Genomic DNA, 26,047 nt, shown 5'->3' with positions numbered 1-26,047 from the left:
CATCTGCGTTAATTAATTGTAACGAGTTATCTTTATTACTCTTTTTTTGGATTATTACCACCAAATAATATCACTCTGTGATTATGCTATTGATTATCTGAATGTAATATTCTAAAACAGGATCTTATACTTGATTCGCTATAACCAGATGTAAGTGAGGACCTTTGAGCGATGAATTTATAACGCAACTGCTCAGGCTTATCGATGAAGGCCAGGATGAGAATATCAGCATCCCCTCCATTATATCTCGCTCAGGCTACAGCAGTGCTCAACTCCACAGGATATTTAGATCCAGGATGGGGTGTTCTATCAAAAACTATATTATGGGGATCAAGATGTACCGGTGTTCACTCGCCCTAAAATTCTCCGGTCTCTCCGTGAAAAAAATATCAGAGCTTTGCTTTTACTCAAGCCAACAAGCTTTCACTCGATACTTCAAAGAGTGCTTTGGTACAACGCCTGTTGAATTCAGAAGCAACAGTGAAGTTATATTTGGAAAAATTCCGGCCTGGGGTCATAAAGTAAACGGCGCACTCATGGATTTGGACGTGAGTTATATTTACATTCCGCACCTTGAACTCTATGGCGTCTCTGGAAAGTATGAATGTGATTTTTATCACATCGGTAAAGCCCATACCATGCAGAGAGCAGAACTTGAAAAAACATTCTCCAGTTTGCTCCTCACTATTCCCGACAAGGTTTATACATTGTGCAAACCCGTAAATTTGAAATGTGATAAAATTAGTTTCGACTACCACATTGGTGTCACTGCGGAGTTTAGCAAGGAGAAAGAACTACCCGCTTTACCGGTTATCTCCGGGGATTATCTGCGTTTTACATTTACTAAAAAAGTGGGTTCGACATCAGACAGAATACTCTACGTCTACAAGCAATACATGGCCCAACACTGCATCACCCGACGCGACGGCCATGATATTGAGCTTTTTGAATACACACATCCTCCTGATGCTTTAGAATATACTCACACTGTCTATGTCCCTGTTCTGTTCGATGAAAAGTTGATTGATATGCTGTTAACTCGTACGTCGGAACCCTCCTAGCTCGATGAGGGGTGTCCAGCAAGGGAGCTGCTTACATAGCCACTGGCCAGTGGTATGTTCATTTTGCCATGCAGTTGGTCTTTATAGCAGCGCCCTGGCAGTAGACCTCATCTCTCTCCCACCCCTGCCCGTTTTAAACTTTGACGGTTTTGCTACTTACCCATGCACAAATTAGGGTAAAATTTATTCTCTCATCAGCTCGATGAATCTGGACGATTTACGTGCTGAAAACAATAATGATACTAATAAATACTCAGGAGAATAGTATGCCTGAAGCAATGCCTTTTCAGGTGCTTATTGTCGATGACCACCCACTGATGCGACGAGGAATTAGTCAGTTGCTACAGTTGGATAGCGCATTTGAAGTCGTCGCCGAAGCGGGTGATGGTGCAAGTGCAATCGATCTGGCAAACCGTCTTGACCTTGATGTGATCCTGCTGGATCTCAATATGAAGGGAATGAGCGGACTTGATACCCTGAATGCGCTGCGCCGGGATGGCATCACTGCGCAAATCATCATTCTTACCGTGTCAGATTCCGCAAGCGATGTATACGCATTGATTGATGCCGGCGCTGATGGCTATTTGTTGAAAGACAGCGACCCAGAAGTTCTGCTTGAAGCCATTCGCAGTGGTGCTAAAGGCGGTAAAGCCTTCAGCGCACGCGTCAGCGAATACCTGCGAGAGCGTGAACTGTTTGGTGCGGAAGAAGATCCGTTCAGTATACTTACCGAACGCGAGCTGGATGTTTTACATGAACTGGCTCAGGGCTTGTCAAACAAGCAGATTGCGTCCGTACTGAATATTTCGGAACAAACGGTGAAGGTGCATATTCGCAACCTGCTGCGCAAGCTCAACGTGCGCTCTCGTGTTGCCGCCACCATCCTGTTTCTGCAAACGCGTGGAATACAGTAATACGCAGAATGCCCGGTAGCGCTATGCTATCGGGCTTATGTGCAGGCCGGATAAGACTCTTAGGGTCGCTATCCGGCATCTTCCGCTCTTATTTCTCCTGCGGCGACAACTGCTCCATCGCCTGTTTAATGCTGCGTTCAATCACCGCCCGGCGAGTGTCGTTGGCGGGTAATAACTTCAGCATCATCTCCCAGGCCGCAACCGCCTCGCCGAAGCGCTGCTGCTCAAAGGCGTTAAAAGCATACATGCTCAGTACACGCACGTTAGCATGATCGCCCCTGACCAACTGACTCAATAACTCCCCTCCCCGACGGTTATCATTTGGATCGGAGGAACGGGTCAACGCTTCCGCATAACCCAGCGCCGCATCGCTATTTTTAGGATCCAGTCGGTAGGCGTTGGCATAGGCTTCTGTCGCCGTGCTGGCATTACCTAATACCATTCCAATGCGTCCGAGCATAATCCAGCCTTCAACGTTTCCAGGATCGGCCTGCAGTCGCGTACGCAGTCCCAGCGCAAGGCGTGTCATATCCTCTTCATTCAGAGGTTCAGCCTTCGGATCCAGTGCCCGTTCCAGCAACGCCGGAGCTTGTGCTGTAGCTTGTTGCCAGATTTTAACCTGCTTGTAATTACCCGTTTGATAATAGCTCACCGCGCCAACCACCAATGCGACTACAACGCCTGGCACATACAGCCACCATCCACCACGTTTTCCATCCGGAGTGATATCGTCTGGAAATTCTTCCTGTTTCAATCGTATACGACGGCGTGAGCGGGCAAAAATAATCCAGCCTCCCAAGCCGATCGCCACGACGGGCATCACCCATAACAGAACCGTCAGCGGCGTCAGCGGCGGATCGTAAGTGACGAAGTTGCCGTAGCGCGCCACCATATAATCGACGATCTCTTTCTGGCTTTTCCCTTCCTGCATCAGCTCATAGACTTTCTGACGCAGGTCGGTAGCAATCATCGAGTTAGAGTCGGCAATGCTGTTGTTCTGACACTTAGGGCAGCGCAATTGCTCGGTAAGCTGGCGGAACTGTTGCTCCTGCGCTTCGTCTTTGAACTGCATTACGTCGATGGTGGCAAGCGCCGAACCAGAGATCACCAGCATCAATACGCCCAGTAAAAATCTCATTGCGCAGCCTCCTTACTGTACTTATCCCACAACGGTTTGATCTCGCTTGCCCACACTCTGGCATTCAAATCGCCAGCGTGGCGGTAGCGAATAATTCCCTTACCGTCGATCAGGAAAGTTTCCGGCGCGCCATATACGCCCAGATCCAATCCAAGCATGCCATCGCCATCAAACAGGCTAAGCGCATATGGATTACCCAGTTCTTTCAGCCAGACAATCGCTTTCTGACGATCGTCTTTATAGTTCAGACCGACCACCCGCACGCCCTCTGCAGACAGCTGATTCAGATACTGGTGTTCAGCACGGCAGGTCGGACACCATGTCGCCCATACGTTGAGCAACACCGGTTTACCCTGCGTCAGTACATCGGCCTGATAATGCTGCCCCGGATTCTCCAGCGACTCAAGGCGGAACGTCGGTACCGGTTTACCGATCAATGCCGATTCAAGATTGGTGGGATCATCTCCCTGGGCGTTACGCGCCAGTTGCCACAGCAGCGCTGCCGCAATAACGAGAAAAATAATAAAAGGGATTAAGAGTGCGTTGCGCTTCATACAGCCTCCGGCGCGTTTTTTTGCTCAGCTGTGCGTGGACGCACGCGCTGGCGATAGCGTGGATCAAACAGGCAGAACAATCCGCCCAGCGCCATCAGCAACCCTCCGGCCCAAATCCAGCGAATAAACGGTTTGTAATACAGACGCACGGCCCATGCGCCATTGTCCAGCTCTTCGCCTAACGCAGCATACAGGTCACGCGTAAAACCACCGTCAATTGCCGCTTCGGTCATCATGGAACTGGTGCTGTTATAAAAACGTTTCTCCGCATGCAGCGTCGCTTCCGGTTTACCGTCACGTGTTACACCAATAATCGCCACACCACCACGGTAGTTAGGCCCGGTGATATCTTTAACTTCACGGAATGTAAACTGATAATTATGAATGCTCACGCTATCGCCAGCCTTCATACGCACATCACGCTCAACGCTGTAGTTCTGACTAAAGGCAATCCCCACGATAGTAATCGCCAGCCCCACATGGCCTGACACCATACCCCAGTAACTTGGCGTCAACTTCGTTCCGCGTGAAATACGCAGGAATGCTTCAGACATCGCCAGCACGAATATCCAGCATGCCATTGCCAAACCTACTACCGTCATCGCGGCAATGCGGTCTTCAAGCAGCCACGGCAGCAGCAGTGACAGTACAAATGTGGTGACAAACGCGATAATCAGCAATGTTTTTAGTTTACGCGGTCTGTCACGACCCCAGCGAACCAACGGTCCAATCCCCAACAGCAGTGCGAACGGTGCCATCAGCCACGTGAACATGGTATTGAAGAACGGTTCACCAATCGAAATACTGCCCAGCCCCAGCTGTTTATGCACCAGCGGCAACAATGTGCCCAGCAGCACCACCAGCATGGCGGCAATCAACAGAACGTTGTTCCCCAATAGCAGCGATTCACGTGACCAGAGGGCGTTATTCACCCTGGAGCGAACTTTATGACCACGCACGGCAAAGAGCAGCAGAGATCCACCGATCACCATGACCATAAAGGCAAGAATGAACATCCCGCGCGACGGATCGGAGGCGAATGCATGTACCGACACCAGTACGCCTGAACGCACGAGGAAAGTGCCCAACAGACATAGCGAGAAAGCGCAGATCGAGAGCAGCAGCGTCCAGGCTTTGAAACTGGCACGTTGTTCGGTAACCGACAGGGAGTGCATCAGCGCTGTGCCTACCAGCCACGGCATAAACGAAGCATTCTCGACCGGATCCCAGAACCACCAGCCGCCCCAGCCAAGCTCGTAGTACGCCCAGGCGGAGCCGAGCACAATCCCCAACGTCAAAAACACCCACGCCGCCAGCGTCCAGGGGCGCGAAAAACGGGCAAACGTGCTGTCCAGACGCCCGCTCATCAACGCGGCAATCGCGAATGCAAAAGCGACTGAGAAACCGACATAGCCCATATACAACAACGGTGGATGGAAAATAAGCCCCGGATCCTGCAACAGCGGGTTCAGGTCGCGCCCTTCGACAGGGAAATCAGGCAAGGTGCGAGAAAACGGGTTAGAGGTAAACAAGATAAACAACAGGAAGCCAACACTGACCATGCCCATCACAGCCAGTACACGAGCGACGATATCCAGCGGCATCCGCTGACTGAACAGCGCCACGGCAAACGTCCAGCCGCTCATCAGCAGCACCCACAGCAACAGTGAGCCTTCATGCGCGCCCCACGTTGCCGCTACCCGATACCAAACCGGGAGCTGAGTATTAGAGTTACTGGCCACATAGGTCACGGTAAAGTCATTGACCACGAATGCGTTTACCAACACCAGAAACGCACCCATCACGCAGATAAACAACACCCAGGCAAATGGCCGTGCAGAGGCCATCATCCGTACATCACCGCGCGCTACGCCCCACAGAGGATAGACCGAGAGCAGCAATGCAACGCCAAGTGCAAGACACAGAAGCCCATTGCCAATTTCAGGCATCATGACGTTTTATCCTTATAAACACTTTCCGGGCGACGGTGATTTTCCTGCATCGCTTTTTCGACTTCCGGCGGGGTGTAATTCTCATCATGTTTGGCGAGGACCTCTTTTGCCTGCACATGATTCCCCTCTTCCAGTTCACCCTGCACAACGACCCCCTGCCCTTCACGGAACAGATCCGGCAGGATACCTTCATACGTCACATCGACTACGCCCTCGGCGTCATAGATGCTGAAATTCACCTTCAGGGATTGCGGGTCGCGTTTAACGCTGCCAGGCATAACCATGCCCCCCACACGCAGACGTTGACCGACTTCAGGCATCTTCTGGGTTTCACGCTTACCGTAGAGTATTTCGCCCGGCGTATAGAACAGGTCGATATTGGAACGCAGCGCGTAGAGCACCAGCGTGATGGTTAATGCCAGACCCGCAAGCACCGCACAGGCAATCCAGAGTCGATTTTTACGTCGAATATTCACGCCGCCTCCCGTTGCGTTTGTGCCGCGCGCATACGGGCTTCTCTTGCCCGTTGCTGTGCTACACCGCGTAATATCGTCCGATGCTGTAACGCAGAGTGCAGCACCAGTACAATCATAGGGACAACGCTCATAGCCACAGCCAACCAGACATACAAGGCGTAACCGCCCATCGCGAAAAAATCACTCCATGATGCAAATGCAGGGGTCATTGGCGGCCTCTTTTTAAGATCAGTTCGCTCACCCACGGGCGGCGTTTTTCCATCAACAAAATCAGATTACGCATGCGCATCAGCGTCAGCGTGATAAACAGCAACAGATAGCCGACGATTGCCAGACGCAACGGCGTGCGCATCGCGGGATCAATACTTTGCTGCATACGGGTCGATCCCTGATGCAACGTATTCCACCACTCTACCGAGTAATGAATAATCGGTAAGTTAACAACGCCAATCAGCACCAGAATACCGGCAGCACGCCCCGCCACACGGCGGTCATCAAATGCGTGCCACAGTGCGATAGCGCCTACGTAGAGAAACAGCAACACCAGTTCAGAAGTGAGTCGGGCATCCCATACCCACCAGGTTCCCCACATTGGTTTACCCCATGCCGACCCGGTCACCAGTGCGATAAAGGTAAACACTGCGCCAACAGGGGCCATCGCGGCTAAAGCCAGATTGGCCATTTTCATCTGCCAGACCAGGCCGATAAACGCCGCAACCGCCATCGAGGCATAAATCCCCATCGACCAGATTGCCGCCGGGACGTGCAGATAAATAATGCGATAGCTCTGCCCCTGCTGATAATCCGAAGGTGCAAAACCAAATCCCCAGATCCAACCCGTTGCCAGTATCACTACACTGGCAATCGCCAGCCACGGGATAAACCAGCCACAGATCTGATAGAGCCGTGGGGGCATCGCCAGTTGATGAAGTATTTTCCACATAGTTCAGTCACCAGACTCAAGCAAAACAAATGAAACTGCCGTTGTCCCTGATGGCGGAAAATCGCCTGATCAGGCACGCTAAAATAAAAACCGTGCTACTGCACACTGATGCGTAACGCAGCCGCCGTCGCAAAAGGACTTAACGTCGCGCTCCCCACCAACAGTGCGCCCAGAATCGCCATGTACCCTTCAACGGGTAAGTGCATAGAGGCCGCATCCATCGCAGCGGTCGCAAAAATCAGCAGCGGGATGGTTAGCGGCAGTACCAACACGCTTAACAACACACCGCCACGCTTCAGACCAACCGTTAATCCAACGCCTGGCGCCCCGAGAAAACCCAGCGTCGGCGTACCGAGCAATAGCGTCAGTGCCATAATCTGCCAACCGTACATATCCATTCCCAACAGCAACGCCACCAGCGGCGAGAGGATAAGCAACGGCAGGCCGGTCACGACCCAGTGTGCCATTACCTTCGCCAGCACCACCGCCGGTAGCGGCAATGGCAGTAACATCAGCTGTTCGAGGCTGCCGTCCTGAAGGTCATCGCGAAACAGGCGCTCCAGCGCCAGTAATGATGCCAGCAGTGCTGCAACCCAGATAATACCCGGCGCAATTCGCGCCAGCAGTTGTGGTTCCGGGCCAATGCTTAGCGGGAATAACGTAATCACAATCAGGAAGAACCATAACGGATTGGCAATCTCCGCACTATGACGGAACGCAACCCGCAGTTCTAAACGGAAAATTCGCCACATCATCGCGCAGCCCTCTCGCTGGTCAGCGCAATACGCCGCACTTTATTGGTCTCTACATTCAGAGGCTGATGAGTCGTGAGAATAACAATACCGCCCTGCTCCGTATGTTGTGCCATACGCTGAGTCAGGCGTTCAACGCCATTGACATCAATCGCAGTGAACGGTTCGTCCAGGATCCAGAGCCGGGCGCGGGTCAGCCACAGACGAGCCAATGCCACACGGCGTTGTTGTCCGGCAGAGAGTTGATTAACTGGAATGTCTTCATATCCGGCGAGCCCGGCCTGTGCCAGAGCGGCCAGGCACTGAGCAATATCGCCATCATGGTGGAAGAAACGCAGATTCTCCAACGCCGAAAGCCGGGTTTTAATTCCCGGCTGATGTCCGATCCAAAGCAGTTCCTGATGGTAACTGTCCCGCACTTGATGCAGTGGTTGCCCTTGCCAGCAAACCTCTCCGGCATCAGGGCGAGCCAGACCAGTAAGTAAGCGCAGCAAAGTGGTTTTCCCTGCGCCGTTACTCCCGGTAATTTGCACCCATTCACCCGCAGTTACGCGAAATGACAGCTCACTAAACAGTATTCTGTCATCCCGCTCACAGAGCAGTTCCCTGGCTTCAAGCATTTGCACGCATCAACATCCTGTTAGAATCCCGGTTTAACTTCACGCATATCGGGGAGTTTGTGCGCTATCCCTTTATGGCAGTCGATACAGGTTTGTCCCTCTTTCACGGCCTGGTCATGCATTTTAGCCGCAACACCTTTCTGGGCGGTTAAATCCATAAACTCGAAGTTATGACAGTTACGACACTCCTGCGAGTTATTGTCTTTCATACGCCGCCACTCATTTTGCGCCATTATCAGACGGTGGTCTTCAAATTTTTGCGGTGTGTCTATCAACCCCAACGCTTTCGCATACAGCTCTTTGCTGGCTTTAATCTTACGAATCATTTTCGGGCCCCACTCATGCGGGACGTGGCAATCAGGGCAGGTCGCACGTACACCACTACGATTGTTGTAGTGTACGGTTTCCATGTATTCCTGATAGACAGTGTTGCGCATTTCGTGACAGCTGATACAGAATTCTTCAGTGTTGGCCTTTTCCATACCGGTGTTAAAACCGCCCCAGAAAATAATGCCGCCCACAAAGCCGATTAACAACAGCGTGCCGAGCGCCAGACGGCTGGGGCGACGCCACCATTGCCAGACGCGCTTAATCCAGCCTGGTTTACGGTTAGAATTTTCCATAATGACCTCTTATTTCCCGTAACCTTTCGAGGGGGTGAAGGTATTTTCGACAATCGGAGCAGCATCAGCCTGCGGGACATGACACTGCAGGCAGAAATAGCGACGCGGCGCCACTTCCGCCAGCACTTTGCCATTGCTGTCCATAAAGTGCGTCGGGCTGATGCGCGGCGCGCCGGTTGTCCGATAGCTTTCCACGCCGTGGCACTGCAGGCAGCGGTTGGTGTTAGTTGTAACCTGGTAACCATCAACGCTGTGCGGAACCATCGGTGGTTGGTTAACGTAGTTCAGCGGCATACGCTCCTGCTCTTTCGGCATGCGAATCGCCCCTTCCTGCGTCCCCGAAACTTCCGGTGACTGGCTCAGATCCACTCCGTTTGCAGCCCAAACTGCCCCACTGACTACCAGGGCCAGCGCTGCCGTCATTTGACTCAGCGCTTTAATCAGGTCATGGCTTTTCATGATTTCGCTCCCGAACTCCATCGTGTTGTTATTGTAAAAACATCCTCAGAACAGACATCCACACAGCGACCGCAGGCCATGCAATCGCGACTGGTCACCTGCACCGGGCTTTGCTCATCCAGCACCGGGGCACGTAGCACATGCGGTTCCGGGCAAACATGAAAACAATCCATACAGCGGTTACATCTCTCGCGTTCTTTCGCCGAAACGGTTAACGCCCCTTTACTTCCCAGCACGCTATACAGTGCGCCAAGTGGGCAAAGGTGCCCGCACCAGCCATGTTCAACGACCAGTAAATCAAATAAAAACAGTGCAATAATCAGCAGTATGCCGCTACCGAACCCCATCACCAGGCTACGTCCCAGCAGAGAAACCGGGTTTATCCATTCCCACAGCAACGTGCCTGTTACAGCAGAGCCCAGCAAAATGACAACCAGCAGGACGTAGCGTATATAGCGCGGAATTGTCGCTGACTGATTCAACTCAAACCTTCTGCGTAACCAGCTCGCAAAGTCGGTTACAGGATTCATCGGACAGACCCAACTACAAAACAATCGCTTGCCCGCAAGGGCATACAGCACCGTAATGATGGCCGCGCCCGTTAACGCCACCGTCGCAGGCAAATGCCCACTGGCCAGACTTTGCAGCGTAATGAGTGGATCGGTTAACGGAATGGTATCCAGCAACAGGCTGCTGCTGTAATTACCATGCAGGATCCACACACCGAGCCACGGGCCGCTGAGAAACATCGCCAACACCAGAAACTGGCTTAAACGACGCAACACCAGCCAACGATGACTCTGCCACCAGCCTTTTTTCGCCCGCGCTTCACGGCCTGCATCACGTTTACGATTTGCCATTTTGCCCCTCCAGCCAACCGAAGCGGTAATGGTGTCCCAACTCCCCTTTTGCCAGCGACAAAGGCAGCACTTTTATGGCCGGTTGCTCCAGCACACAGACCTTTTCGCATTTACCGCATCCGGTACAGGCATCGCTATGAACGGTAGGAATAAACCGCGCATGTTTACCGGTACGCATATTGCGATCGAGCTCCAGGGTGATGGCCTCGTCAATTTTCGGGCACTCGCGATAGCAGACGTCGCAGCGCAATCCCTGATAATTGAGGCAGTTCTCGTGATCCAGCAGCACCGCCAACCCCATGCGTGAATCGTCGATCGATTCAATTTCCCGATCCAACGCTCCGCTTGGGCAAACTTTGGCGCACGGGATGTCCTCACACATTTCGCAGGGAATATCGCGGGCAATAAAATACGGCGTCCCCGCCGCCAGCCCGGAGGCCAGAGTCGCCAGTTTCAGCGTGTCATAAGGGCAAGCCTGAACGCACTGCCCGCAGCGTACGCAAGCGCTGGCAAATGCGTCCTCACTCAATGCCCCAGGCGGGCGTAACCGCACGCCGGTTGCACGTGCGGTTTGTTGTTGCAACCCCAGCGCCACGCCAACAACTGCCAGTCCGCCAGCTGCGCGAACCATATCGCGCAGAAAGCGGCGACGGCCATTTTGGGGTTTTGCTGACCGGGACATAGCGACTTACACCTTCGCCAGTTTCACAGCGCACTTCTTGAAATCCGTTTCTTTAGAAAGCGGATCCGTCGCATCCAGCGTCAGGTTGTTCACCAGCTGTGCGGCGTCGAAGAACGGCATATACACCAGCCCCTGCGGTGGACGGTTACGCCCACGTGTTTCCACAATCGAAATGACTTCACCACGGCGGGAGACCACTTTGACTTTATCGCCACGACGCAAATCGCGTGCTTTCGCGTCCAGCGGATGGATAAACAGCACGGCTTCCGGGAAGGCACGGTGCAGTTCAGGCACGCGACGCGTCATACTGCCGGTGTGCCAGTGCTCCAGTACACGTCCGGTGGAGAGCCACAGGTCATACTCTTTATCCGGCGCTTCTGCCGCCGGTTCAAATGGCAGTGCGAAAATCACCGCTTTACCGTCCGGCTTGCCGTAGAACTTGTAACTTTCTCCAGCCTTCACGTACGGATCGTTACCTTCGCTGTAGCGCCACTGGGTCTCTTTACCTTCAACTACCGGCCAGCGTAACCCGCGCGCTTTGTGGTAATCATCGAACGGTGCAAGATCGTGTCCATGACCGCGACCAAACCATGCATACTCTTCGAACAGCCCTTTTTGCAGGTAGAAACCCAGCTCGCGGGACTCATCGTTAAGCTGATCATCAGCCAGTTCGCTAACCGGGTATTTCGTCACCGCAGGCGTTGCAAACAGCACGTCATACAGAGTTTTGCCACGCAGTTCTGGTTTCTGCGCCAACAGTTCTTCCGGCCAGACCTCTTCTGTTTTGAAACGACGGGCAAACTGCACCAGTTGCCACAAATCCGATTTTGCTTCGCCCGGCGCTTTAATCTGCTGACGCCAGAATTGAGTACGACGCTCAGCGTTACCGTAGGCCCCTTCTTTTTCCACCCACATCGCTGTCGGCAGGATCAGGTCGGCCGCCAGGGCGCTGACCGTCGGGTACGGATCGGAAACGATGATAAAGTTGCGCGGATCGCGCCAGCCAGGCATACGCTCTTCGTTAATATTCGGTCCGGCCTGCATGTTGTTGTTACACATCACCCAGTAAACATTGAGCTTGCCATCCTTCAGCGCACGATCCTGCGCTACCGCATGTAAACCCACTTTCGCCGGAATAGTACCGGTTGGGATCTGCCAGTGTTTTTCGCAGATATCACGGTGTTTTTCGTTAGTCACCACCATGTCCGCAGGCAGGCGATGGGAGAACGTCCCTACTTCACGCGCGGTACCACAAGCGGAAGGCTGGCCAGTCAGAGAGAACGGACCACAGCCAGGCTGGGAGATCTTGCCGGTCAACAGGTGCAGGTTGTAGACCAGGTTGTTGGCCCACACGCCGCGCGTGTGTTGGTTAAAGCCCATCGTCCAGTAGGAGATGACTTTCTTATTCGGATCGGCATACAGCTGCGCCAGTTGTTCCAGTTGATCTTTCGGAACGCCGGTCATTTCTGCGGTTTTATCCAGCGTATATTCCGCAACAAACGCTTTGTATTCTTCAAAGCTGATCGGTTCGGATGCATCAGAACCTGGGTTTTTCGCCGCTTTCTCCAACGGATGCGTCGGACGTAAACCGTAGCCGATATCCGTCGCACCTTTGCGCAGGTTAACGTGCTTGCTGAAGAAATCCTGGTTTATCGCATTGTTTTGAATGATGTAATTTGCGATGTAGTTGAGGATCACCAGGTCGCTTTGCGGCGTAAAGACGATGCCGTTATCGGCCAGTTCAAAGCTACGATGCTGGAAGGTAGAGAGAACCGCCACATTGACATTAGGATCGGACAGGCGACGGTTGGTGATGCGTGACCACAGAATTGGGTGCATCTCCGCCATATTGGCGCCCCACAGAACAAAAGCATCCGCATGCTCAATATCGTCATAGCAACCCATCGGTTCATCCATACCAAAGGTACGCATAAAACCGACTACCGCTGATGCCATGCAGTGACGTGCGTTCGGGTCAATGTTGTTTGAACGGAAACCCGCTTTGAACAGCTTCGCCGCCGCATAACCTTCCCAGATGGTCCACTGACCGGAGCCAAACATGCCGATGGCATCTGGCCCTTTTTCTTTCAGGGACGTTTTGAATTTCTCTTCCATCACATCGAAGGCCTGGTCCCAGCTAATTGGGGTGAATTCGCCTTCTTTGTGATATTTGCCATCCTTCATGCGTAGCATCGGCTGCGTTAAACGGTCTTTGCCGTACATGATTTTAGGCAGGAAGTAACCTTTAATGCAGTTAAGTCCACGGTTAACCGGCGCATCCGGATCGCCCTGACATGCCACAACACGCCCTTGCTGGGTCCCTACCAATACGCCACAACCTGTACCGCAAAATCGGCACGGGGCTTTGTCCCATTTGATAGCTTCTTGCTGACCGACTACCGCGCGGGCTACGCCCGGCACGCTTAACCCGGCAGCCGCCGCAGCGGCCGCAACGGCGTTAGCTTTCATAAAGCTACGACGACTGAGTTTCATGGTGTTTCCTCACCTTGCTCATCCTGCTGGTGATAAACCAGCGACACCGCCAGTACGCCTGCAACGTTGCGTACCGACTCAATTGTTTTCATTAGCGTTTCACTTTGTTCAGCTTCTACCACCGCGATCAGTTGGCCGCTTTCCACATCACTGAGTGCAACTTCACAACCTGGAAATGTACTCAACTGCGTGGCGATATCGCTGATATGCTGACTTTTGGCCTGAACGACCAGGCTGCAGACCTGCCAGTTAGTGTCCATGGTTGTACTCCGCGTTAATGGCTGAAACCGGACAGGTAGCGACGCACGCTCCACATCCGTTACAGCCCTGATTGTCGAGCTGTGGCTGGTAAATACCAGACAGCGTGGGGCGAAAGGTAATGGCCATGGGTTCACAACTATCCTGACAGCGATGGCACTCAACAGACTGATTTGCGAGGCAGTTTTCACCGATCGTAAAGTTCAGTTCCCATGCCCTGGTGTGGCGCGGAAGAAAAAGTGATTCGGGACAGGCTTGTGCGCAGGCGTAACAAAAGCTGCATTCGCCGTGTTTGAAATTTACGCTCGGATACCCACCCTGGCCTCGCTGCAGGATGTCGGTTTCACACGCCTGGATGCAGGCGTCACAACGGAGGCAATGGGCCAGAAAGTGAGATTCTTCCTTGCTCCACGGCGGACGGATCCCAATGCCAGCGTTACGCCAGTTGCCTGTCAACATGCCTCGACGGGATAAATCAACCATGACATTGTCCTTCCATAATGACGCTCTCCCTGAGCGGGTTGAACGACAATAAAAACCGCACTATTTATGAGTAGTTATTTTTAACAGTAAGATATTTCAGGATGTGTTAGAGGTGCATACCCCAATCGGGGTAAATGCTGTTGCCGGATCAAAAGAGTGTGGGGTTGGTGGAAAAAAACGCGCTTTTGCTCACATTTCAATTAGTTATATACTAAATTATATAACGGATACCACAAAAAGAGAATTATCTTATTTATGAGATAATTCTTAGGATATATCACCATATTAATAACAAACACTCAGCCAATACACTTAAAATATAAGTAAATTTAGATTAATAGATGATGTGAATATGCTAACCTGCCACAGATACGTTCAGAAGACAGAAGAAAGGAAAAACTGTGAACAATAAGATGAAGACTATTGTCCCTGCCGTCCTGTTAGCTGCCGTTGCCAGCACCTCTGTGTGGGCTGCAAACAACGATGCCAACACTCAACCACTGGAAAAAACAGCGCCTTATCCTAAAGCCGACAAAGGTATGAAGCGCCAGGTTATCCAGCTCGCTCCTGAGAAAGATGAATCTACTCTAAAAGTGGAACTGCTGATCGGACAAACGCTGGAAGTTGACTGCAACAGGCATCGCCTTGGTGGAGAGCTGGAAAGCAAAACTCTGGAAGGTTGGGGATACGACTACTATGTTTTTGACAAAGTCAGCTCCCCGGTCTCGACCATGATGGCCTGCCCGGACGGCAAAAAAGAGAAAAAATTCATCACAGCTTATCTGGGTGATGACGGTATGGTGCGTTACAACAGCAAATTGCCGATTGTGGTCTACACTCCGGAAAACGTAGAAGTGAAATACCGAATCTGGAAAGCGGAAGAGAAGATTCAGGACGCAGTCGCGCGATAAGTGAGAATGTGCCGGATAGCGGCGTACCGCCTTATCCGGCCTACAAACGCACGAAGTAGGCCGGATAAGCGCAGTGCCATCCGGCATTTTCTTTACAGTGCGATATCTGCGACAGCTTTCTGCTCAGGTTGCGATTGTGCCTGAGGTTTAAGCTGCGGTTTCGGTGCTTCATCAGCGACCTGCGGTTTATCGTACTTCAGACCCAAAACTTCACTGGTATATTGCAGCTCTTGTTCTGTGGCCTCAACGTTACCGTTCAGCTTCGTGCCATAGGACGGGATAATTGTTTTCAGTTTCGCCTGCCATTCCGGGCTGGCAACTTTATCTTTAAACACTTTTTCCATCAGATGCAGCATGATCGGTGCAGCGGTTGACGCCCCTGGCGATGCGCCCAGCAGTGCAGCAATTGTTCCTTCTTTGTCACTGACCACTTCAGTTCCCAGACGCAGAACGCCGCCCTTTTCTTCATCACTTTTGATGATCTGCACACGCTGACCTGCCTGCCACAAACGCCAGTCTTCTTTTTTCGCCTGCGGATAGTACTCCTGCAGTGCAGCAAAACGGTCGTCGTCGCTGAGCATGACCTGGCTTACCAGATATTTCACCAGATCGAAGTTATCCAGCCCTACATTCACCATCGGCATAAAGTTTGATGTGGTGGTAGAGCTGAGCAGATCCCATAAGGAACCATTTTTCAGGAACTTGGTAGAGAACGTCGCAAATGGTCCAAACAGTACCACGCGCTTGCCATCCAGAATGCGGGTATCAATATGCGGTACGGACATCGGCGGTGCACCAACGGACGCCTGACCGTAGACTTTCGCCAGGTGACGATTGACCACGTCCGGGTTTTCCGCCACCAGGAACTGACCACCAACCGGGAATCCGGCATAGCCTTTCGCTTCCGGGATATCGGTTTCCTGTAGCAGTTTCAACGCAGCGCCACCAGCACCAATAAAGACAAACTTCGCCTTGATGTCGTGTTCCGCTTCGCTGTTTTTCAGATCGGCAACCGTGACGGTCCAGCTATTATCCGCGTTACGCTTAAACCCACGCACTTCGGTGCTCAGCTGCAAAGCAAAATTAGGTTTTTTCTGCAACGATGCAATCAGCTGGCGCGTAATTTCGCCGTAGTTTACGTCAGTACCAATCTCAGTACGCGTTGCCGCAACTTTCTGTTTTGGATCGCGACCTTCCATGACCAGCGGCGCCCACTCTTTAATTTGCGCGTGATCTTCGGAGTAACGCATGCCACGGAACAACGTACTCTGCTGCAGTGCGGTATAACGGGCACGCAGGAAATTCACGTTCTCGTCGCCCCAGACAAAGCTCATATGTGGCACGGTGGTGATAAACGAGCGGGGTTCATGCATCACGCCATTGTTGACCTGATACGCCCAGAACTGGCGGGAAATCTGGAAGGCTTCGTTAATTTCGACTGCCTTTTCAATGCTGACACTACCGTCGGCTTTTTTAGGCGTGTAATTCAGTTCCATGAGTGCAGAGTGTCCCGTTCCGGCATTGTTCCAGCCGTTCGAACTCTCCTGAGCAACGCCATCCAGTCGCTCAACCATGGTCATTGACCATTGTGGCTCCAGTTCCTGTAAATAGGTTCCCAGTGTGGCGCTCATAATGCCGCCGCCAATCAACAGCACATCCGTTTCCTGCTCTTCAGTCGCTTTCGCTTTTGCCGCCATAGAGACAACGTTCAGTCCTACGGCCAGGGTGAAGAGCATGGCAGTCACTTTTTTCATAATGTTAATGCCTTACTTTTAGTATCGCTTTTTAGCTTTTATTGCAGGTGAAAATCGAGCGGTACCAACGGTAACACTTAAGTAAAAATAATTAAATATTGTTTATAAATTATATTTAAATTTTAAAAATGTTATTAATAAGTTGATTCTTTATAGGGTTATTGACAATCATTTCTGGAAACCTGCCCACCAGACGGGTACTATGCTGCGCTTTGCTATTCACCGCACGGATGCTTGTCGGTCTGCTGTATCAGGCCATTTCCGACCTGAGAGTAAATATGTCTGCGCTCCATCCCTCCCCTGCCGCGACGGCAGATCATTCCGTTGGAACCGTATTGCGTAAGCCCCATTTACTGGTGCGCGAAATGTTGGCGGGCGTGGTTACCGCCCTTGCACTGATCCCGGAAGTAATCTCCTTTTCCGTTATCGCTGGCGTTGATCCGAAAGTCAGTCTGATTGCCTCCGTTGTACTGTGCCTGGCAATGTCCTTTCTGGGGGGGCGCCCGGCAATGGTTACCGCCGCAGCGGGGTCTGTAGCTCTGGTTATTGGCCCAATGGTGCACCTACACGGCGTGCAGTACATTCTGCCAGCGGTCGTGCTGGCCGGACTTATCCAGATCCTGTTTGGCGTATTAGGCATGGCACGCCTGATGCGTTTTATCCCCGCGGCCGTCATGACGGGCTTTGTCAACGCGCTGGGCATTTTGATTTTCTTTGCTCAGGTCCCGCACTTCTGGGGAAAAAGCCCGTTAATCTGGGGATTGTTTATCCTGACGCTGCTGATCGTACTGTGGCTACCGCGATTCATTAAAAATATTCCCGCACCATTGGTTGCCATTGTCTTGTTGACGGTATTCACCGTGACCAGTGGACAACTGTTGCCTACCGTCGGTGACGAAGGTTCAATGCGCGGTGGACTACCTGGTTTAACCCAATTGCTGGTACCACTTAACGGGCAAACTTTTGCCATTATCTGGCCCTGCGCGCTAAGCATCGCCTTTGTCGGTTTGATGGAGTCGTTGTTAACCGCAAGACTGGTTGACGATCTGACGGTCACGCCATCGAATAAAAACCGTGAAAGTGCGGGACTGGGGATCGCTAATATTCTGGCCGGGTTTTATGGCGGCATTGCCGGATGCGCGATGATTGGCCAAACGATCGTCAACGTTGAGATGGGCAAAGGACGCAGTCGACTCTCAACGTTGGCCGCCGGATTAGTATTACTGCTGCTGGTCACCGCATTAAGTGAAGTAATGGCGAAAATACCCATGTCGGTACTGGCCGGCATTATGGTGATTGTGGCGGTGAAAACGTTCAGTTGGCACAGTATCACTCCCGCCGCGCTGGTGAAAATGCCAGTCACCGAAACGCTGGTAATGTTGATTACCGTTGCCGCGACGGTTTCTACCGGCAACCTGGCGATTGGCGTGGTTGCCGGAGTGATGATGATGCTGGTTCTGCCGCGTATCGTCAGATGCAAACAAGTGGTTACATCAGAAACAGCGTCGCCAAACCAAGAAAAATAAAGAATCCGCCGGTGTCGGTAATAGCGGTGATCATAACGCTTGAGCCGACAGCCGGGTCGCGCCCGAGTTTCACCATCGTCATCGGAATGATTACCCCCATCAATGCCGCCATCAGCAGGTTAAGCATCATCGCCAGGGTCATAACGCCACCAAGCGCCATATCATCATACAGCCACCAGGTAATCCCCCCCATAATCCCGCCCCAGACGAGGCCGTTGATCAACGCCACGCCCATCTCACGCAGGATCAGGAACGTCAGGTTACCGGGCTGAATATTTTGCAGCGCCAGCGCGCGGACGATCATGGTGATGGTTTGATTGCCGGTATTACCGCCGATTCCCGCCACGATAGGCATCAACGAAGCCAGCGCCACCAGTTGTGAAATCGTGTGTTCAAAACCGTCGATGACTCGTGAGGCGATAAATGCCGTGCAGAGGTTAATCGCCAGCCATGCCCAACGGGTTTTTACTGCTTTAGTGACCGGGGCGAACACATCCTCTTCGGCGCTTAACCCCCCCATCCGGCGCAGATCGGTGTCGGTTTCTTCATATACCACATCGACGATCTCATCGATGGTCAAACGGCCCATCAGCTTACCTGATGGATCCACCACCGCCGCACTGACCAGGTTGTCACGTTCAAACGTTCGTGCCGCGTTTTCTGCGATATCCTCCGGAGCGAAGGTGAGCGGATCGTCTTCCATCACCTCGCTGACTTTGCGCTGCACATCATTAAGCAAAATACAGGTCAACGTCAGTTCGCCTACGAGGACTTTATTGCGATCGGTCACGAAGAGTTTATCGGTGTTTTCCGGCATTTTCCCCAACCGTCGCAGATAGCGCTGTACCACTTCCAGCGTCACGTCCGGGCGCACGGTGATGACTTCGAACTCCATAATCGCGCCGACGCGATTCTTCTCGTAGTGCATCACCTGGCGCACACGCGCCCGCTCCTCTGCCGGCAACGATGCCAGCAGTCGGCCTGTCAGGTTGCGTGGCAAATGCTGCACCAGATAAATCTGTTCATCGATATCGAGATATTGCAACGCGTCCAGCAACTCGCGGTCGGTCATCTCATCGATCAGATCGTCCCAGACGTTTTCTGACGCCTCAAGCAGCACATTTCCGCGTTTTTCACTTTCGACCAGTCGCCACAGGGCATGACGTTCTTCAGAGGGTAACGCTTCGAGGGTATCGGCCAAATCGGGCGGTGGCAGGTGGGCCACCAGCGCCCCTACCTCAGCAATATCGTCGGCTAATGTACCGACGTCATATTGCTCAGCCAGGGTAAGCTTGCCCAACAGTGTAGAAATAATGGCTTTATCAGTGGTCAGCAGCCAGATCAGACGCGCACGTTCTTCATCACGCAGCCTGGCGCTGTTTTTATTTATTACAGACATTAATCATAAATCCATGATTTGAAATATCGTTAATCATGATGCTGAATTATGTAAATAACAATAAACTGAGCCGCCGGTTGGATAAAAAAACGGCGGATGAGAGTGTTAACCGTAGGCCGGTAGCTCCTTATCCGGCCTATGGGATCAGGCTGTACGGGCTACTGCATCACGCGATGCGGCGTCGCGTTCATCACCCATTAACTCGGTAAGCTGCCCGTTGCGCATCTCCAGCAGACGATCGGCATGAATAAAGTAATGATCGTCATGGCTGATGGCGAAAATGGTTTTGCCCATTTCCTGCATTAATGGCAACAGCACCTGATAAAATTCACGGCGGAAGTGCGGGTCCTGATCGGCAGCCCATTCATCCAGCAGAATAATGTCGCGCTCCTCCGCTAATGCCAGTAGCAGCGCCACACGTTTTTTCTGCCCTTTAGACAGCTTCAGATTGAGGATGCGACCATCATTCAATTCCAGCTTGTGCGCCATCTTCAGATGATCCAACCACTTCGCCACCAGTTGCGGATTTGCGTCTCTCCCTTCAGGGCCCAACAGTTTGTCGAACAACCAGACGTCGGTGAACACCGCCGAGAATAGCTTGCGATAATCTTCTGGTTTTTCAATCGCTACCGCCTTGCCATCCAGTAAAATCTCACCAGACTGCGGCTGGTACAATCCGGTAAGCAGCATCGCCAGCGTAGATTTTCCGCTGCCGTTGCCGCCAATCAGGAAGAGCAGTTCGCCACGATGGATGGTCAGATTAATCGGCCCAACGGAGAACGCATTATCCTGATAGTGAAATACCACATTGCGCATTTCCAGCGTTTGCCAGTTCGGAAACGCGGTTGGTCGCGGAAACTCTGCCTTGAATGGTGCCAGTGAGAACTTATTCAGTTTGTTGAAAGCCACCTGCGCGGTGAGCAATGTGGGCAGCGCGCCGACGGCAGAGAGTAACGGCGTACGCAGGAACAGCAGCGTCAGCGAATAGGTCGCCGCCACTGCGGTATCTGCCCAGCCCAGACTATTAGCCATCCAGAACACCAGGCCAATAGCGCCCAGCATCATAATGTTGGACCAGTTGACTGCGCTCAGGTGGAAGGTATCGGCACGGATAATATGATGGCGATACTCTTTGGCATCCGGGACGTACAATTGGTTAAAGATATGCTCGGCACGTTCACGGTTGAGCGTCAGTTCTTTGCGCCCTTCCAGCACCGTCTGATAATCGTTATACAACTTGTCTTCTGTTTCACGCAGGGTAGCCATATGTTTGTACACCCGCGCCACCAGTACAAACCCGCCCCAGATAGTGATCGCCATCCAGATTGCCGTTACCAGCAGCATTTTGGTCGACAGCATCGCCAGATACGCCGCCGATCCTACGGTCAAAACAATTCCCTGTACCAGCTCAGGCAGACGGACGAAAGCGATGGTAATGTTGCGGATATCACTGGTTAAACCGGCCAGTAATGAGGCGCTACCAAGCTGCTCGATGCGCTCAACGTGGGTATCCAGTATACGTTTGATAAATTCGCTACGCAGGCGGTAGACAAAGTGGTGGCCCAGCGTGGTCAGCGCCAGCTGTGAGCCAAGCGTGACGACCATAAGTAACAGCAGCAGGCCGAGAAACTCCGGCAGCACCATCAGCGTGGTGTCGACCGTCTCAATCAGGCGCTGATTTATAAACGCAATCAGCCCAATTCCCAGCGCAGCGCTGGCAAGGCTGAGCGCCATTACGCTGATAAATGGCCAGCGATACTGCCGCCAGACAAGAAGTAAAAGTTCCATGTGTACAACCCGGACAAGTATTAACAGCCCGCAGTTTAAACATCTCAACGCTTACAGCAATAATAATTCTTATTTTTATTCCGCTTTACCCGCCTGTCGAAATGTCAGATTGTAACGACAGTCGGCCGTCAACGGATGATACCCCGTCTTAAGCGGCTGGATACCATGGTAAAACAGACGCGATTTCCCTCCCCATACCACCACATCACCATGTTCCAGCAGCAAACGTTTTAACGGATCATTACGCTGCAAACCACCAAACTGAAAGATCGCCGGTAAACCCAGCGACACAGATACAATAGGCGCTCGCAGATCGGGTTCGTCTTTATCCTGATGTAACGACAGTTTTGCGCCGGGGTTATAGCGGTTAATCAAGCACGCATCCGGGTGAAAGTCAGGATAACCTGCGGCAATTGCTGCCTGTTGACACAGGTCGACAAAAACGTCCGGTAATGGCGGCCAGCCTGCGCCAGTCAGCGGATCAACCGGAGAATAAAGGTAACCGTGCTGATCCGTCGTCCAGCCCAGATGACCACAGTTGGTCATCGCCACCGACATCGTATAACCGCCGGGCGTAACCATCTGGCGAAAAGGCGACAAGGTGGCGACGGATGAGATCGCCTGTAGTAAGGAAGGTGCGGCGTCAAACGCAAAACGTCGCAAAATTACCGCACCGGATGCCAGTGGCTCTTGCCAGGGTTTCGCATCTGCAAAGAGATCGAGCATTATGTTTCCTCGCCGGTAGTTTCACGTTGCAGGAGTTGTGCCTTACGCGCAACGCCCCAACGATATCCCGAAAGCGCACCATCACCGCGGATCACCCGATGACACGGGATCACAATCGCCAGCTTATTCGCCCCGCAGGCGCTGGCCACCGCGCGAACAGCCTTCGGTTTGCCGATTGCGCTGGCCAGCTGCTGATAGCTAACCGTCTCACCACAGGGAATAGCGCGTAGCGCCTGCCACACCTGCTGCTGGAATGCGGTTCCCCGGATATCCAGTGGTAAGGACAGTGGTCTGTTGCGCGTGTTAATCACGGCAATCACCTCACGCACATGTAGTTGGAATTGCGCATCTGCAGGTTCGTCAAGCGCGGTGGGAAACAGTTCGCGGAACTCCGCTATCAACGTTGCATCGTCATCGCCAAGTAAAATCGCACAGATACCGCGTTCACTTTCCGCCACCAGGCAGCGACCCAGAGCACTGTCCGTAAGCGCGTAGCGCACAGATACTCTGTCGCCGCCTTTACGAAATTGTTTCGCCGTCATGCCCAGCGCCGCATCCGCTTTACGATAGTAGCTGCTGCTGTCGGGGAACCCGGCGTTAAGGATCGCCTGCGTTATCGGCTCCCCTTTCGCCAGCGCATCGCGCAGACGACGAGCGCGCCAGGACTGCTGCCACGCTTTCGGGGTCATTCCTGTTGTCGCTTTGAACAGACGATGTAAATGGAACGGGCTCATCGCCACCTGTTGCGCTAATTCATCCAGCGTGAGGGGGGACTCTTGCTCTAAAAGCTGACAGGCGCGGGTAATCTTATCCAACCGATGTTGTTGCGCATTGTCTTTGTCCGGCTGACAGCGTTTACACGGTCGATACCCGGCAGCCAGTGCCTGCTGTGCATCCGCAAAGAAGCTGACGTTTTTGCGCAGCGCATGTTTCGCCCGGCAGGAGGGACGACAAAAAATACCGGTAGTTTGAACAGCAAAGACAAACTGACCGTCGGCGTCTGTGTCGCGATCCAACACAGACTGCCAGCGGTCATCATCAGTCAGGCGTAAAATATTTTTCATTTTGGACTCCTTGGTTAAGCATAGCGCTTAGGCTCAGTGTGTCCGCATTGCATGATGCAAAAACCCGTATTCTTGCTTTTTAATTTTTGTCGCTGACCAGAAAGCTTTTAAACTGCGGCGACATCCAGGTTTTAAACTCATCGCCCTCTTTCACGATCATATAAACTGCCAGCCCTTCACGACGCACGACCTCTTTGGCTTTATCCGTTCCGAGAACCATCAGTCCGGTATCCCAGCCGTCGGCTTCAAGCGCCGTCGGAGCAATTACCGTCACGGACACCAGATTGTGTTCGATCGGTCGACCGGATTGCGGATCGATAACATGTGACAGACGCTTGCCATCCAGTTCGTAATAATTACGGTAACTACCGGAAGTACTGATCCCGTGCCCGTTAATATCCACAATCGCCTGCACCGCGTTTTCGCGATCGGTTGGTTTCTGAATCGCCACACGCCACGGATGCCCCTCGGCGTTCATTCCCCGGCTGTTCAGCGCACCGCCCACGGAGACCAGATAACGAGCGATCCCCTCTTGTTCCATCAGGCGGGCCAGATGATCAGCGGCATAACCTTCTCCCACGGTGGAGAGATCAACGTACAATTCCGGCAAATCTTTTTGCAGGTAGTTCTGATGGGCCTCATTAACGACCTTCAGATGCGAAAGGCCAGTCTTCGCTTTTGCTGCATCAATTTGCGCCTGAGCAGGAATATGTACAGGTTGCTGATCCGGACCAAACCCCCACAGATTGACCAGCGGCCCAACGGTGATGTCCATAGCCCCATCCGTTTTTGCGCCGATACGTAACGCAGACGTTACAATATCCGCCAACGCGTCATTTACCGGCCATGGTGAAAGGCTTTTCGACAGGTTAAAGCGCATCAATGCAGAATCGTTTTTATAGGTAGAGAGAAGCTGATCGTCAGCATCAAGCTGAGTCTGGATCTTCGCCTGCAATTCCCCGGCGCGTTTGGCATCTATTCCCACCACACTGACCCGCCAGAAGGTTCCCATTGTTTTACCTTCCAGTACCGTGGCGGTCGGTGACGGGAGCTGAGCCGATTTCGGGGCCTCATCGCACCCGACAAAAAAGATCGTTGCAGCCAACAGGGCTAAACGACAAAAATTCATATCCATACGTGATTATCCTCATGCAAACGGGCGCAAGAGTACACCAAAAATAGTTGTTTGTACGTCAGAAAAACGGCATTAAAAAAGGGCCCGCAGGCCCTTTGACAGAGATAAATGCAGATTAGAACTGGTAAACCAGACCCAGTGCTACGATATCATCGGTAGCAATGCCTGCAGCCTGGGTGAACGCATTGTCATCCAGCAGGTTGATTTTGTAATCAACATAGGTAGACATGTTTTTGTTGAAGTAGTAAGTCGCGCCAACATCAACATATTTCACGATGTCCTGGTCACCGAAGTTAGTGAAGCCATTGCTGATGTCTTTACCTTTTGACTGCAGGTAAGCAACGGACGGACGCAGACCGAAATCAAACTGGTACTGAGCCACAACTTCAAAGTTTTGTGCTTTGTCTGCGAAGCCATAAGCAGCAGTCTGGTTGCTGCCATTAGAGGTACCGAAACGGGTAGCGTTGTAAGACTGGGAGTACTGTGCTGCCAGGTATACGTTGTTCGCATCGTATTTCAGGCCACCGGTATAAACCGTTGCACGATCGCCGTTGCCGTATACGCCAACAGCATTTTGGTCAGCAGTACGTTTAGAGGTAGTAATCGCACCACCGATACCGAAGCCAGCACCCAGATCATAAGTCAGTGATCCGCCGTAACCGTCACCATTCTGAGTCAGCAGGCTACGACCACTTACGTTTTCACCGCTTACGCTACCATTTTTACCCTGGTACTGCAGAGCAAAGTTCAGACCATCAACCAGGCCGAAGAAATCAGTGTTACGGTAAGTCGCATAACCGTTACCACGCTGCTGCATGAAGTTATCAGCACCGTAGGTGTCGCCGCCAAATTCTGGCAGGACGTCAGTCCAGGACGTAACATCATAAGTCACGCCATAGTTACGACCATAATCGAAAGAACCTGCATCAGCGAATTTCAGACCTGCGAATGCCACACGCGTCCAGGCGTCGTTGCTGGCTTCACTCTGGTTACCCTGAATCTGGTATTCCCACTGGCCGTAACCGGTCAGTTGATCGTTAACCTGGGTTTCGCCTTTGAAGCCGATACGCATGTAAGTTTTATCACCATCATCACCTTTGTTATCGGAGAAATAGTGCAGACCATCGACTTTGCCGTACAGGTCTAATTTGTTGCCGTCTTTGTTGTAAATTTCAGCCGCATTTGCTGCGCCTGCCACCAGCAGAGCTGGTACCAGGAGGGACAGTACTTTAACTTTCATGTTATTAACCCTCTGTTATATGCCTTTATTGCTTTTTTATGCCACTGCATACTGATTAACGTTCATTAACCAGTCGGCAACTTCATTCTCCGCAAAAACACAGAATAATCCAACACGAATATGATACTAAAACTTTTAAGGTGTTTCATTTATCACCATAGATGTTTCAAAATATTAATATAAGGGAACTTTTTTAAATGTAAAAAACAGCCAAAATAAGCACGAATAATCAAGAT

27 protein-coding genes are annotated in these 26,047 nt (G+C 52.2%); 5 read left to right on the top strand and 22 right to left on the bottom strand.

Annotation, left to right across the window (positions count from 1 at the left end):
* Positions 1-164: 164 nt before the first annotated feature.
* Together OGY01_RS03260 and narP are read left to right on the top strand one after the other, a co-directional pair.
* Positions 165-1,061 carry a helix-turn-helix domain-containing protein gene (locus tag OGY01_RS03260; RefSeq protein ID WP_071828996.1) on the top strand — a complete coding sequence of 299 codons (897 nt, stop codon included), beginning with the start codon at positions 165-167 and terminating at the stop codon, positions 1,059-1,061.
* 266 nt (positions 1,062-1,327) lie between these two features.
* Complete coding sequence (gene narP / locus OGY01_RS03255; protein WP_045445346.1) at positions 1,328-1,975, top strand: nitrate/nitrite response regulator protein NarP; 648 nt, start codon at positions 1,328-1,330, stop codon at positions 1,973-1,975.
* 88 nt (positions 1,976-2,063) lie between these two features.
* Here the strand turns inward: narP and OGY01_RS03250 are convergent, their stop codons facing one another.
* The 15 genes from OGY01_RS03250 to napF form a co-directional block, all read right to left on the bottom strand.
* Positions 2,064-3,113, bottom strand: coding sequence for a cytochrome c-type biogenesis protein CcmH (locus OGY01_RS03250; RefSeq protein ID WP_045445349.1), 1,050 nt, complete (start codon positions 3,111-3,113; stop codon positions 2,064-2,066).
* Positions 3,110-3,667: a thiol:disulfide interchange protein DsbE gene (gene dsbE / locus OGY01_RS03245; RefSeq protein ID WP_045445352.1), complete on the bottom strand. Its 558-nt coding sequence runs from the start codon at positions 3,665-3,667 to the stop codon at positions 3,110-3,112. Before dsbE ends, OGY01_RS03250 begins: the two co-directional genes overlap by 4 nt.
* A complete protein-coding gene (locus tag OGY01_RS03240; protein WP_048221011.1) occupies positions 3,664-5,619 on the bottom strand; it encodes a heme lyase CcmF/NrfE family subunit in 1,956 nt (651 codons plus the stop codon). The genes dsbE and OGY01_RS03240 overlap by 4 nt, the downstream gene beginning before the upstream one ends.
* A complete protein-coding gene (ccmE, locus tag OGY01_RS03235; protein WP_045445358.1) occupies positions 5,616-6,095 on the bottom strand; it encodes a cytochrome c maturation protein CcmE in 480 nt (159 codons plus the stop codon). The genes OGY01_RS03240 and ccmE overlap by 4 nt, the downstream gene beginning before the upstream one ends.
* Positions 6,092-6,304, bottom strand: coding sequence for a heme exporter protein CcmD (gene ccmD, locus OGY01_RS03230; protein ID WP_045445361.1), 213 nt, complete (start codon positions 6,302-6,304; stop codon positions 6,092-6,094). Before ccmD ends, ccmE begins: the two co-directional genes overlap by 4 nt.
* Positions 6,301-7,038 (bottom strand): heme ABC transporter permease, encoded by a 738-nt coding sequence (locus tag OGY01_RS03225; protein WP_045445364.1) that lies wholly within the window; start codon positions 7,036-7,038, stop codon positions 6,301-6,303. Before OGY01_RS03225 ends, ccmD begins: the two co-directional genes overlap by 4 nt.
* A gap of 95 nt (positions 7,039-7,133) precedes the next feature.
* Entirely contained in the window at positions 7,134-7,793 is a 660-nt protein-coding gene (gene ccmB, locus OGY01_RS03220; RefSeq protein ID WP_045445367.1) for a heme exporter protein CcmB, read from the bottom strand.
* On the bottom strand, positions 7,790-8,416 hold the full coding sequence (gene ccmA / locus OGY01_RS03215) for a cytochrome c biogenesis heme-transporting ATPase CcmA (RefSeq protein ID WP_286492401.1): 627 nt from the start codon (positions 8,414-8,416) through the stop codon (positions 7,790-7,792). The genes ccmB and ccmA overlap by 4 nt, the downstream gene beginning before the upstream one ends.
* Before the next feature lie 14 nt (positions 8,417-8,430).
* The gene (napC, locus tag OGY01_RS03210) at positions 8,431-9,033 is read right to left on the bottom strand and encodes a cytochrome c-type protein NapC (RefSeq protein WP_045445373.1); all 603 of its coding nucleotides are present in this window, start codon (positions 9,031-9,033) and stop codon (positions 8,431-8,433) included.
* 9 nt (positions 9,034-9,042) lie between these two features.
* A complete protein-coding gene (gene napB / locus OGY01_RS03205; RefSeq protein WP_045445376.1) occupies positions 9,043-9,492 on the bottom strand; it encodes a nitrate reductase cytochrome c-type subunit in 450 nt (149 codons plus the stop codon).
* Entirely contained in the window at positions 9,489-10,352 is an 864-nt protein-coding gene (gene napH / locus OGY01_RS03200; protein ID WP_225761197.1) for a quinol dehydrogenase ferredoxin subunit NapH, read from the bottom strand. The genes napB and napH overlap by 4 nt, the downstream gene beginning before the upstream one ends.
* Complete coding sequence (gene napG / locus OGY01_RS03195; RefSeq protein WP_045445382.1) at positions 10,339-11,034, bottom strand: ferredoxin-type protein NapG; 696 nt, start codon at positions 11,032-11,034, stop codon at positions 10,339-10,341. The genes napH and napG overlap by 14 nt, the downstream gene beginning before the upstream one ends.
* 6 nt (positions 11,035-11,040) lie before the next feature.
* Complete coding sequence (gene napA, locus OGY01_RS03190) at positions 11,041-13,527, bottom strand: nitrate reductase catalytic subunit NapA (protein WP_200010156.1); 2,487 nt, start codon at positions 13,525-13,527, stop codon at positions 11,041-11,043.
* Positions 13,524-13,787, bottom strand: a complete 264-nt coding sequence (gene napD / locus OGY01_RS03185) for a chaperone NapD (protein ID WP_045445389.1) — start codon at positions 13,785-13,787, stop codon at positions 13,524-13,526. The genes napA and napD overlap by 4 nt, the downstream gene beginning before the upstream one ends.
* On the bottom strand, positions 13,777-14,268 hold the full coding sequence (gene napF, locus OGY01_RS03180; RefSeq protein ID WP_045445392.1) for a ferredoxin-type protein NapF: 492 nt from the start codon (positions 14,266-14,268) through the stop codon (positions 13,777-13,779). The genes napD and napF overlap by 11 nt, the downstream gene beginning before the upstream one ends.
* 103 nt (positions 14,269-14,371) lie before the next feature.
* Here napF and yojO point away from each other — a divergent pair, with 103 nt between their 5' ends.
* Together yojO and eco are read left to right on the top strand one after the other, a co-directional pair.
* Positions 14,372-14,527 (top strand): protein YojO, encoded by a 156-nt coding sequence (gene yojO / locus OGY01_RS23740; RefSeq protein WP_502873399.1) that lies wholly within the window; start codon positions 14,372-14,374, stop codon positions 14,525-14,527.
* Positions 14,528-14,681: 154 nt separating this feature from the next.
* Positions 14,682-15,179, top strand: coding sequence for a serine protease inhibitor ecotin (eco, locus tag OGY01_RS03175; protein ID WP_200010369.1), 498 nt, complete (start codon positions 14,682-14,684; stop codon positions 15,177-15,179).
* Positions 15,180-15,271: 92 nt separating this feature from the next.
* Here the strand turns inward: eco and mqo are convergent, their stop codons facing one another.
* Positions 15,272-16,933 (bottom strand): malate dehydrogenase (quinone), encoded by a 1,662-nt coding sequence (gene mqo / locus OGY01_RS03170; protein WP_286492399.1) that lies wholly within the window; start codon positions 16,931-16,933, stop codon positions 15,272-15,274.
* Positions 16,934-17,211: 278 nt separating this feature from the next.
* Here mqo and OGY01_RS03165 point away from each other — a divergent pair, with 278 nt between their 5' ends.
* Positions 17,212-18,459 carry a SulP family inorganic anion transporter gene (locus OGY01_RS03165; protein WP_286492397.1) on the top strand — a complete coding sequence of 416 codons (1,248 nt, stop codon included), beginning with the start codon at positions 17,212-17,214 and terminating at the stop codon, positions 18,457-18,459.
* Here OGY01_RS03165 and mgtE read toward each other — a convergent pair.
* The 6 genes from mgtE to OGY01_RS03135 all read right to left on the bottom strand — a co-directional run bounded on the left by mgtE (position 18,422) and on the right by OGY01_RS03135 (position 25,811).
* The gene (gene mgtE, locus OGY01_RS03160; protein WP_045445397.1) at positions 18,422-19,858 is read right to left on the bottom strand and encodes a magnesium transporter; all 1,437 of its coding nucleotides are present in this window, start codon (positions 19,856-19,858) and stop codon (positions 18,422-18,424) included. The two genes, OGY01_RS03165 and mgtE, sit on opposite strands and share 38 nt — an antisense overlap.
* A 144-nt stretch (positions 19,859-20,002) precedes the next feature.
* Positions 20,003-21,646 (bottom strand): multidrug ABC transporter permease/ATP-binding protein, encoded by a 1,644-nt coding sequence (locus OGY01_RS03155; protein ID WP_286492395.1) that lies wholly within the window; start codon positions 21,644-21,646, stop codon positions 20,003-20,005.
* Positions 21,647-21,721: 75 nt separating this feature from the next.
* A complete protein-coding gene (gene alkB, locus OGY01_RS03150) occupies positions 21,722-22,372 on the bottom strand; it encodes a DNA oxidative demethylase AlkB (protein ID WP_045445403.1) in 651 nt (216 codons plus the stop codon).
* Positions 22,372-23,436: a bifunctional DNA-binding transcriptional regulator/O6-methylguanine-DNA methyltransferase Ada gene (gene ada, locus OGY01_RS03145; protein WP_286492393.1), complete on the bottom strand. Its 1,065-nt coding sequence runs from the start codon at positions 23,434-23,436 to the stop codon at positions 22,372-22,374. Before ada ends, alkB begins: the two co-directional genes overlap by 1 nt.
* 79 nt (positions 23,437-23,515) lie before the next feature.
* On the bottom strand, positions 23,516-24,571 hold the full coding sequence (gene apbE, locus OGY01_RS03140) for an FAD:protein FMN transferase ApbE (protein ID WP_286492390.1): 1,056 nt from the start codon (positions 24,569-24,571) through the stop codon (positions 23,516-23,518).
* Between the two features lie 115 nt (positions 24,572-24,686).
* On the bottom strand, positions 24,687-25,811 hold the full coding sequence (locus OGY01_RS03135; protein WP_045445412.1) for a porin OmpC: 1,125 nt from the start codon (positions 25,809-25,811) through the stop codon (positions 24,687-24,689).
* Positions 25,812-26,047: the final 236 nt, after the last annotated feature.

It is taken from the genome of Citrobacter sp. Cm038 (assembly GCF_030333105.1).
GTDB lineage: Bacteria > Pseudomonadota > Gammaproteobacteria > Enterobacterales > Enterobacteriaceae > Citrobacter > Citrobacter murliniae.
The sequence above is the reverse complement of the archived record's forward strand: the minus strand, read 5'-3'. Positions and strand labels throughout refer to the sequence as shown.

Coding starts and splice junctions, on each gene's coding strand:
- narP (WP_045445346.1), top strand. CDS start 1,328: ATGCCTGAAGCAATGCCTTTTCAGGTGCTTATTGTCGATGACCACCCA.
- OGY01_RS03250 (WP_045445349.1), bottom strand. CDS start 3,113: ATGAGATTTTTACTGGGCGTATTGATGCTGGTGATCTCTGGTTCGGCG.
- dsbE (WP_045445352.1), bottom strand. CDS start 3,667: ATGAAGCGCAACGCACTCTTAATCCCTTTTATTATTTTTCTCGTTATT.
- OGY01_RS03240 (WP_048221011.1), bottom strand. CDS start 5,619: ATGATGCCTGAAATTGGCAATGGGCTTCTGTGTCTTGCACTTGGCGTT.
- ccmD (WP_045445361.1), bottom strand. CDS start 6,304: ATGACCCCTGCATTTGCATCATGGAGTGATTTTTTCGCGATGGGCGGT.
- OGY01_RS03225 (WP_045445364.1), bottom strand. CDS start 7,038: ATGTGGAAAATACTTCATCAACTGGCGATGCCCCCACGGCTCTATCAG.
- ccmB (WP_045445367.1), bottom strand. CDS start 7,793: ATGATGTGGCGAATTTTCCGTTTAGAACTGCGGGTTGCGTTCCGTCAT.
- napC (WP_045445373.1), bottom strand. CDS start 9,033: ATGGAAAATTCTAACCGTAAACCAGGCTGGATTAAGCGCGTCTGGCAA.
- napB (WP_045445376.1), bottom strand. CDS start 9,492: ATGAAAAGCCATGACCTGATTAAAGCGCTGAGTCAAATGACGGCAGCG.
- napH (WP_225761197.1), bottom strand. CDS start 10,352: ATGGCAAATCGTAAACGTGATGCAGGCCGTGAAGCGCGGGCGAAAAAA.
- napG (WP_045445382.1), bottom strand. CDS start 11,034: ATGTCCCGGTCAGCAAAACCCCAAAATGGCCGTCGCCGCTTTCTGCGC.
- napA (WP_200010156.1), bottom strand. CDS start 13,527: ATGAAACTCAGTCGTCGTAGCTTTATGAAAGCTAACGCCGTTGCGGCC.
- napD (WP_045445389.1), bottom strand. CDS start 13,787: ATGGACACTAACTGGCAGGTCTGCAGCCTGGTCGTTCAGGCCAAAAGT.
- napF (WP_045445392.1), bottom strand. CDS start 14,268: ATGGTTGATTTATCCCGTCGAGGCATGTTGACAGGCAACTGGCGTAAC.
- eco (WP_200010369.1), top strand. CDS start 14,682: ATGAAGACTATTGTCCCTGCCGTCCTGTTAGCTGCCGTTGCCAGCACC.
- mqo (WP_286492399.1), bottom strand. CDS start 16,933: ATGAAAAAAGTGACTGCCATGCTCTTCACCCTGGCCGTAGGACTGAAC.
- OGY01_RS03165 (WP_286492397.1), top strand. CDS start 17,212: ATGTCTGCGCTCCATCCCTCCCCTGCCGCGACGGCAGATCATTCCGTT.
- mgtE (WP_045445397.1), bottom strand. CDS start 19,858: ATGTCTGTAATAAATAAAAACAGCGCCAGGCTGCGTGATGAAGAACGT.
- OGY01_RS03155 (WP_286492395.1), bottom strand. CDS start 21,646: ATGGAACTTTTACTTCTTGTCTGGCGGCAGTATCGCTGGCCATTTATC.
- alkB (WP_045445403.1), bottom strand. CDS start 22,372: ATGCTCGATCTCTTTGCAGATGCGAAACCCTGGCAAGAGCCACTGGCA.
- ada (WP_286492393.1), bottom strand. CDS start 23,436: ATGAAAAATATTTTACGCCTGACTGATGATGACCGCTGGCAGTCTGTG.
- apbE (WP_286492390.1), bottom strand. CDS start 24,571: ATGGATATGAATTTTTGTCGTTTAGCCCTGTTGGCTGCAACGATCTTT.
- OGY01_RS03135 (WP_045445412.1), bottom strand. CDS start 25,811: ATGAAAGTTAAAGTACTGTCCCTCCTGGTACCAGCTCTGCTGGTGGCA.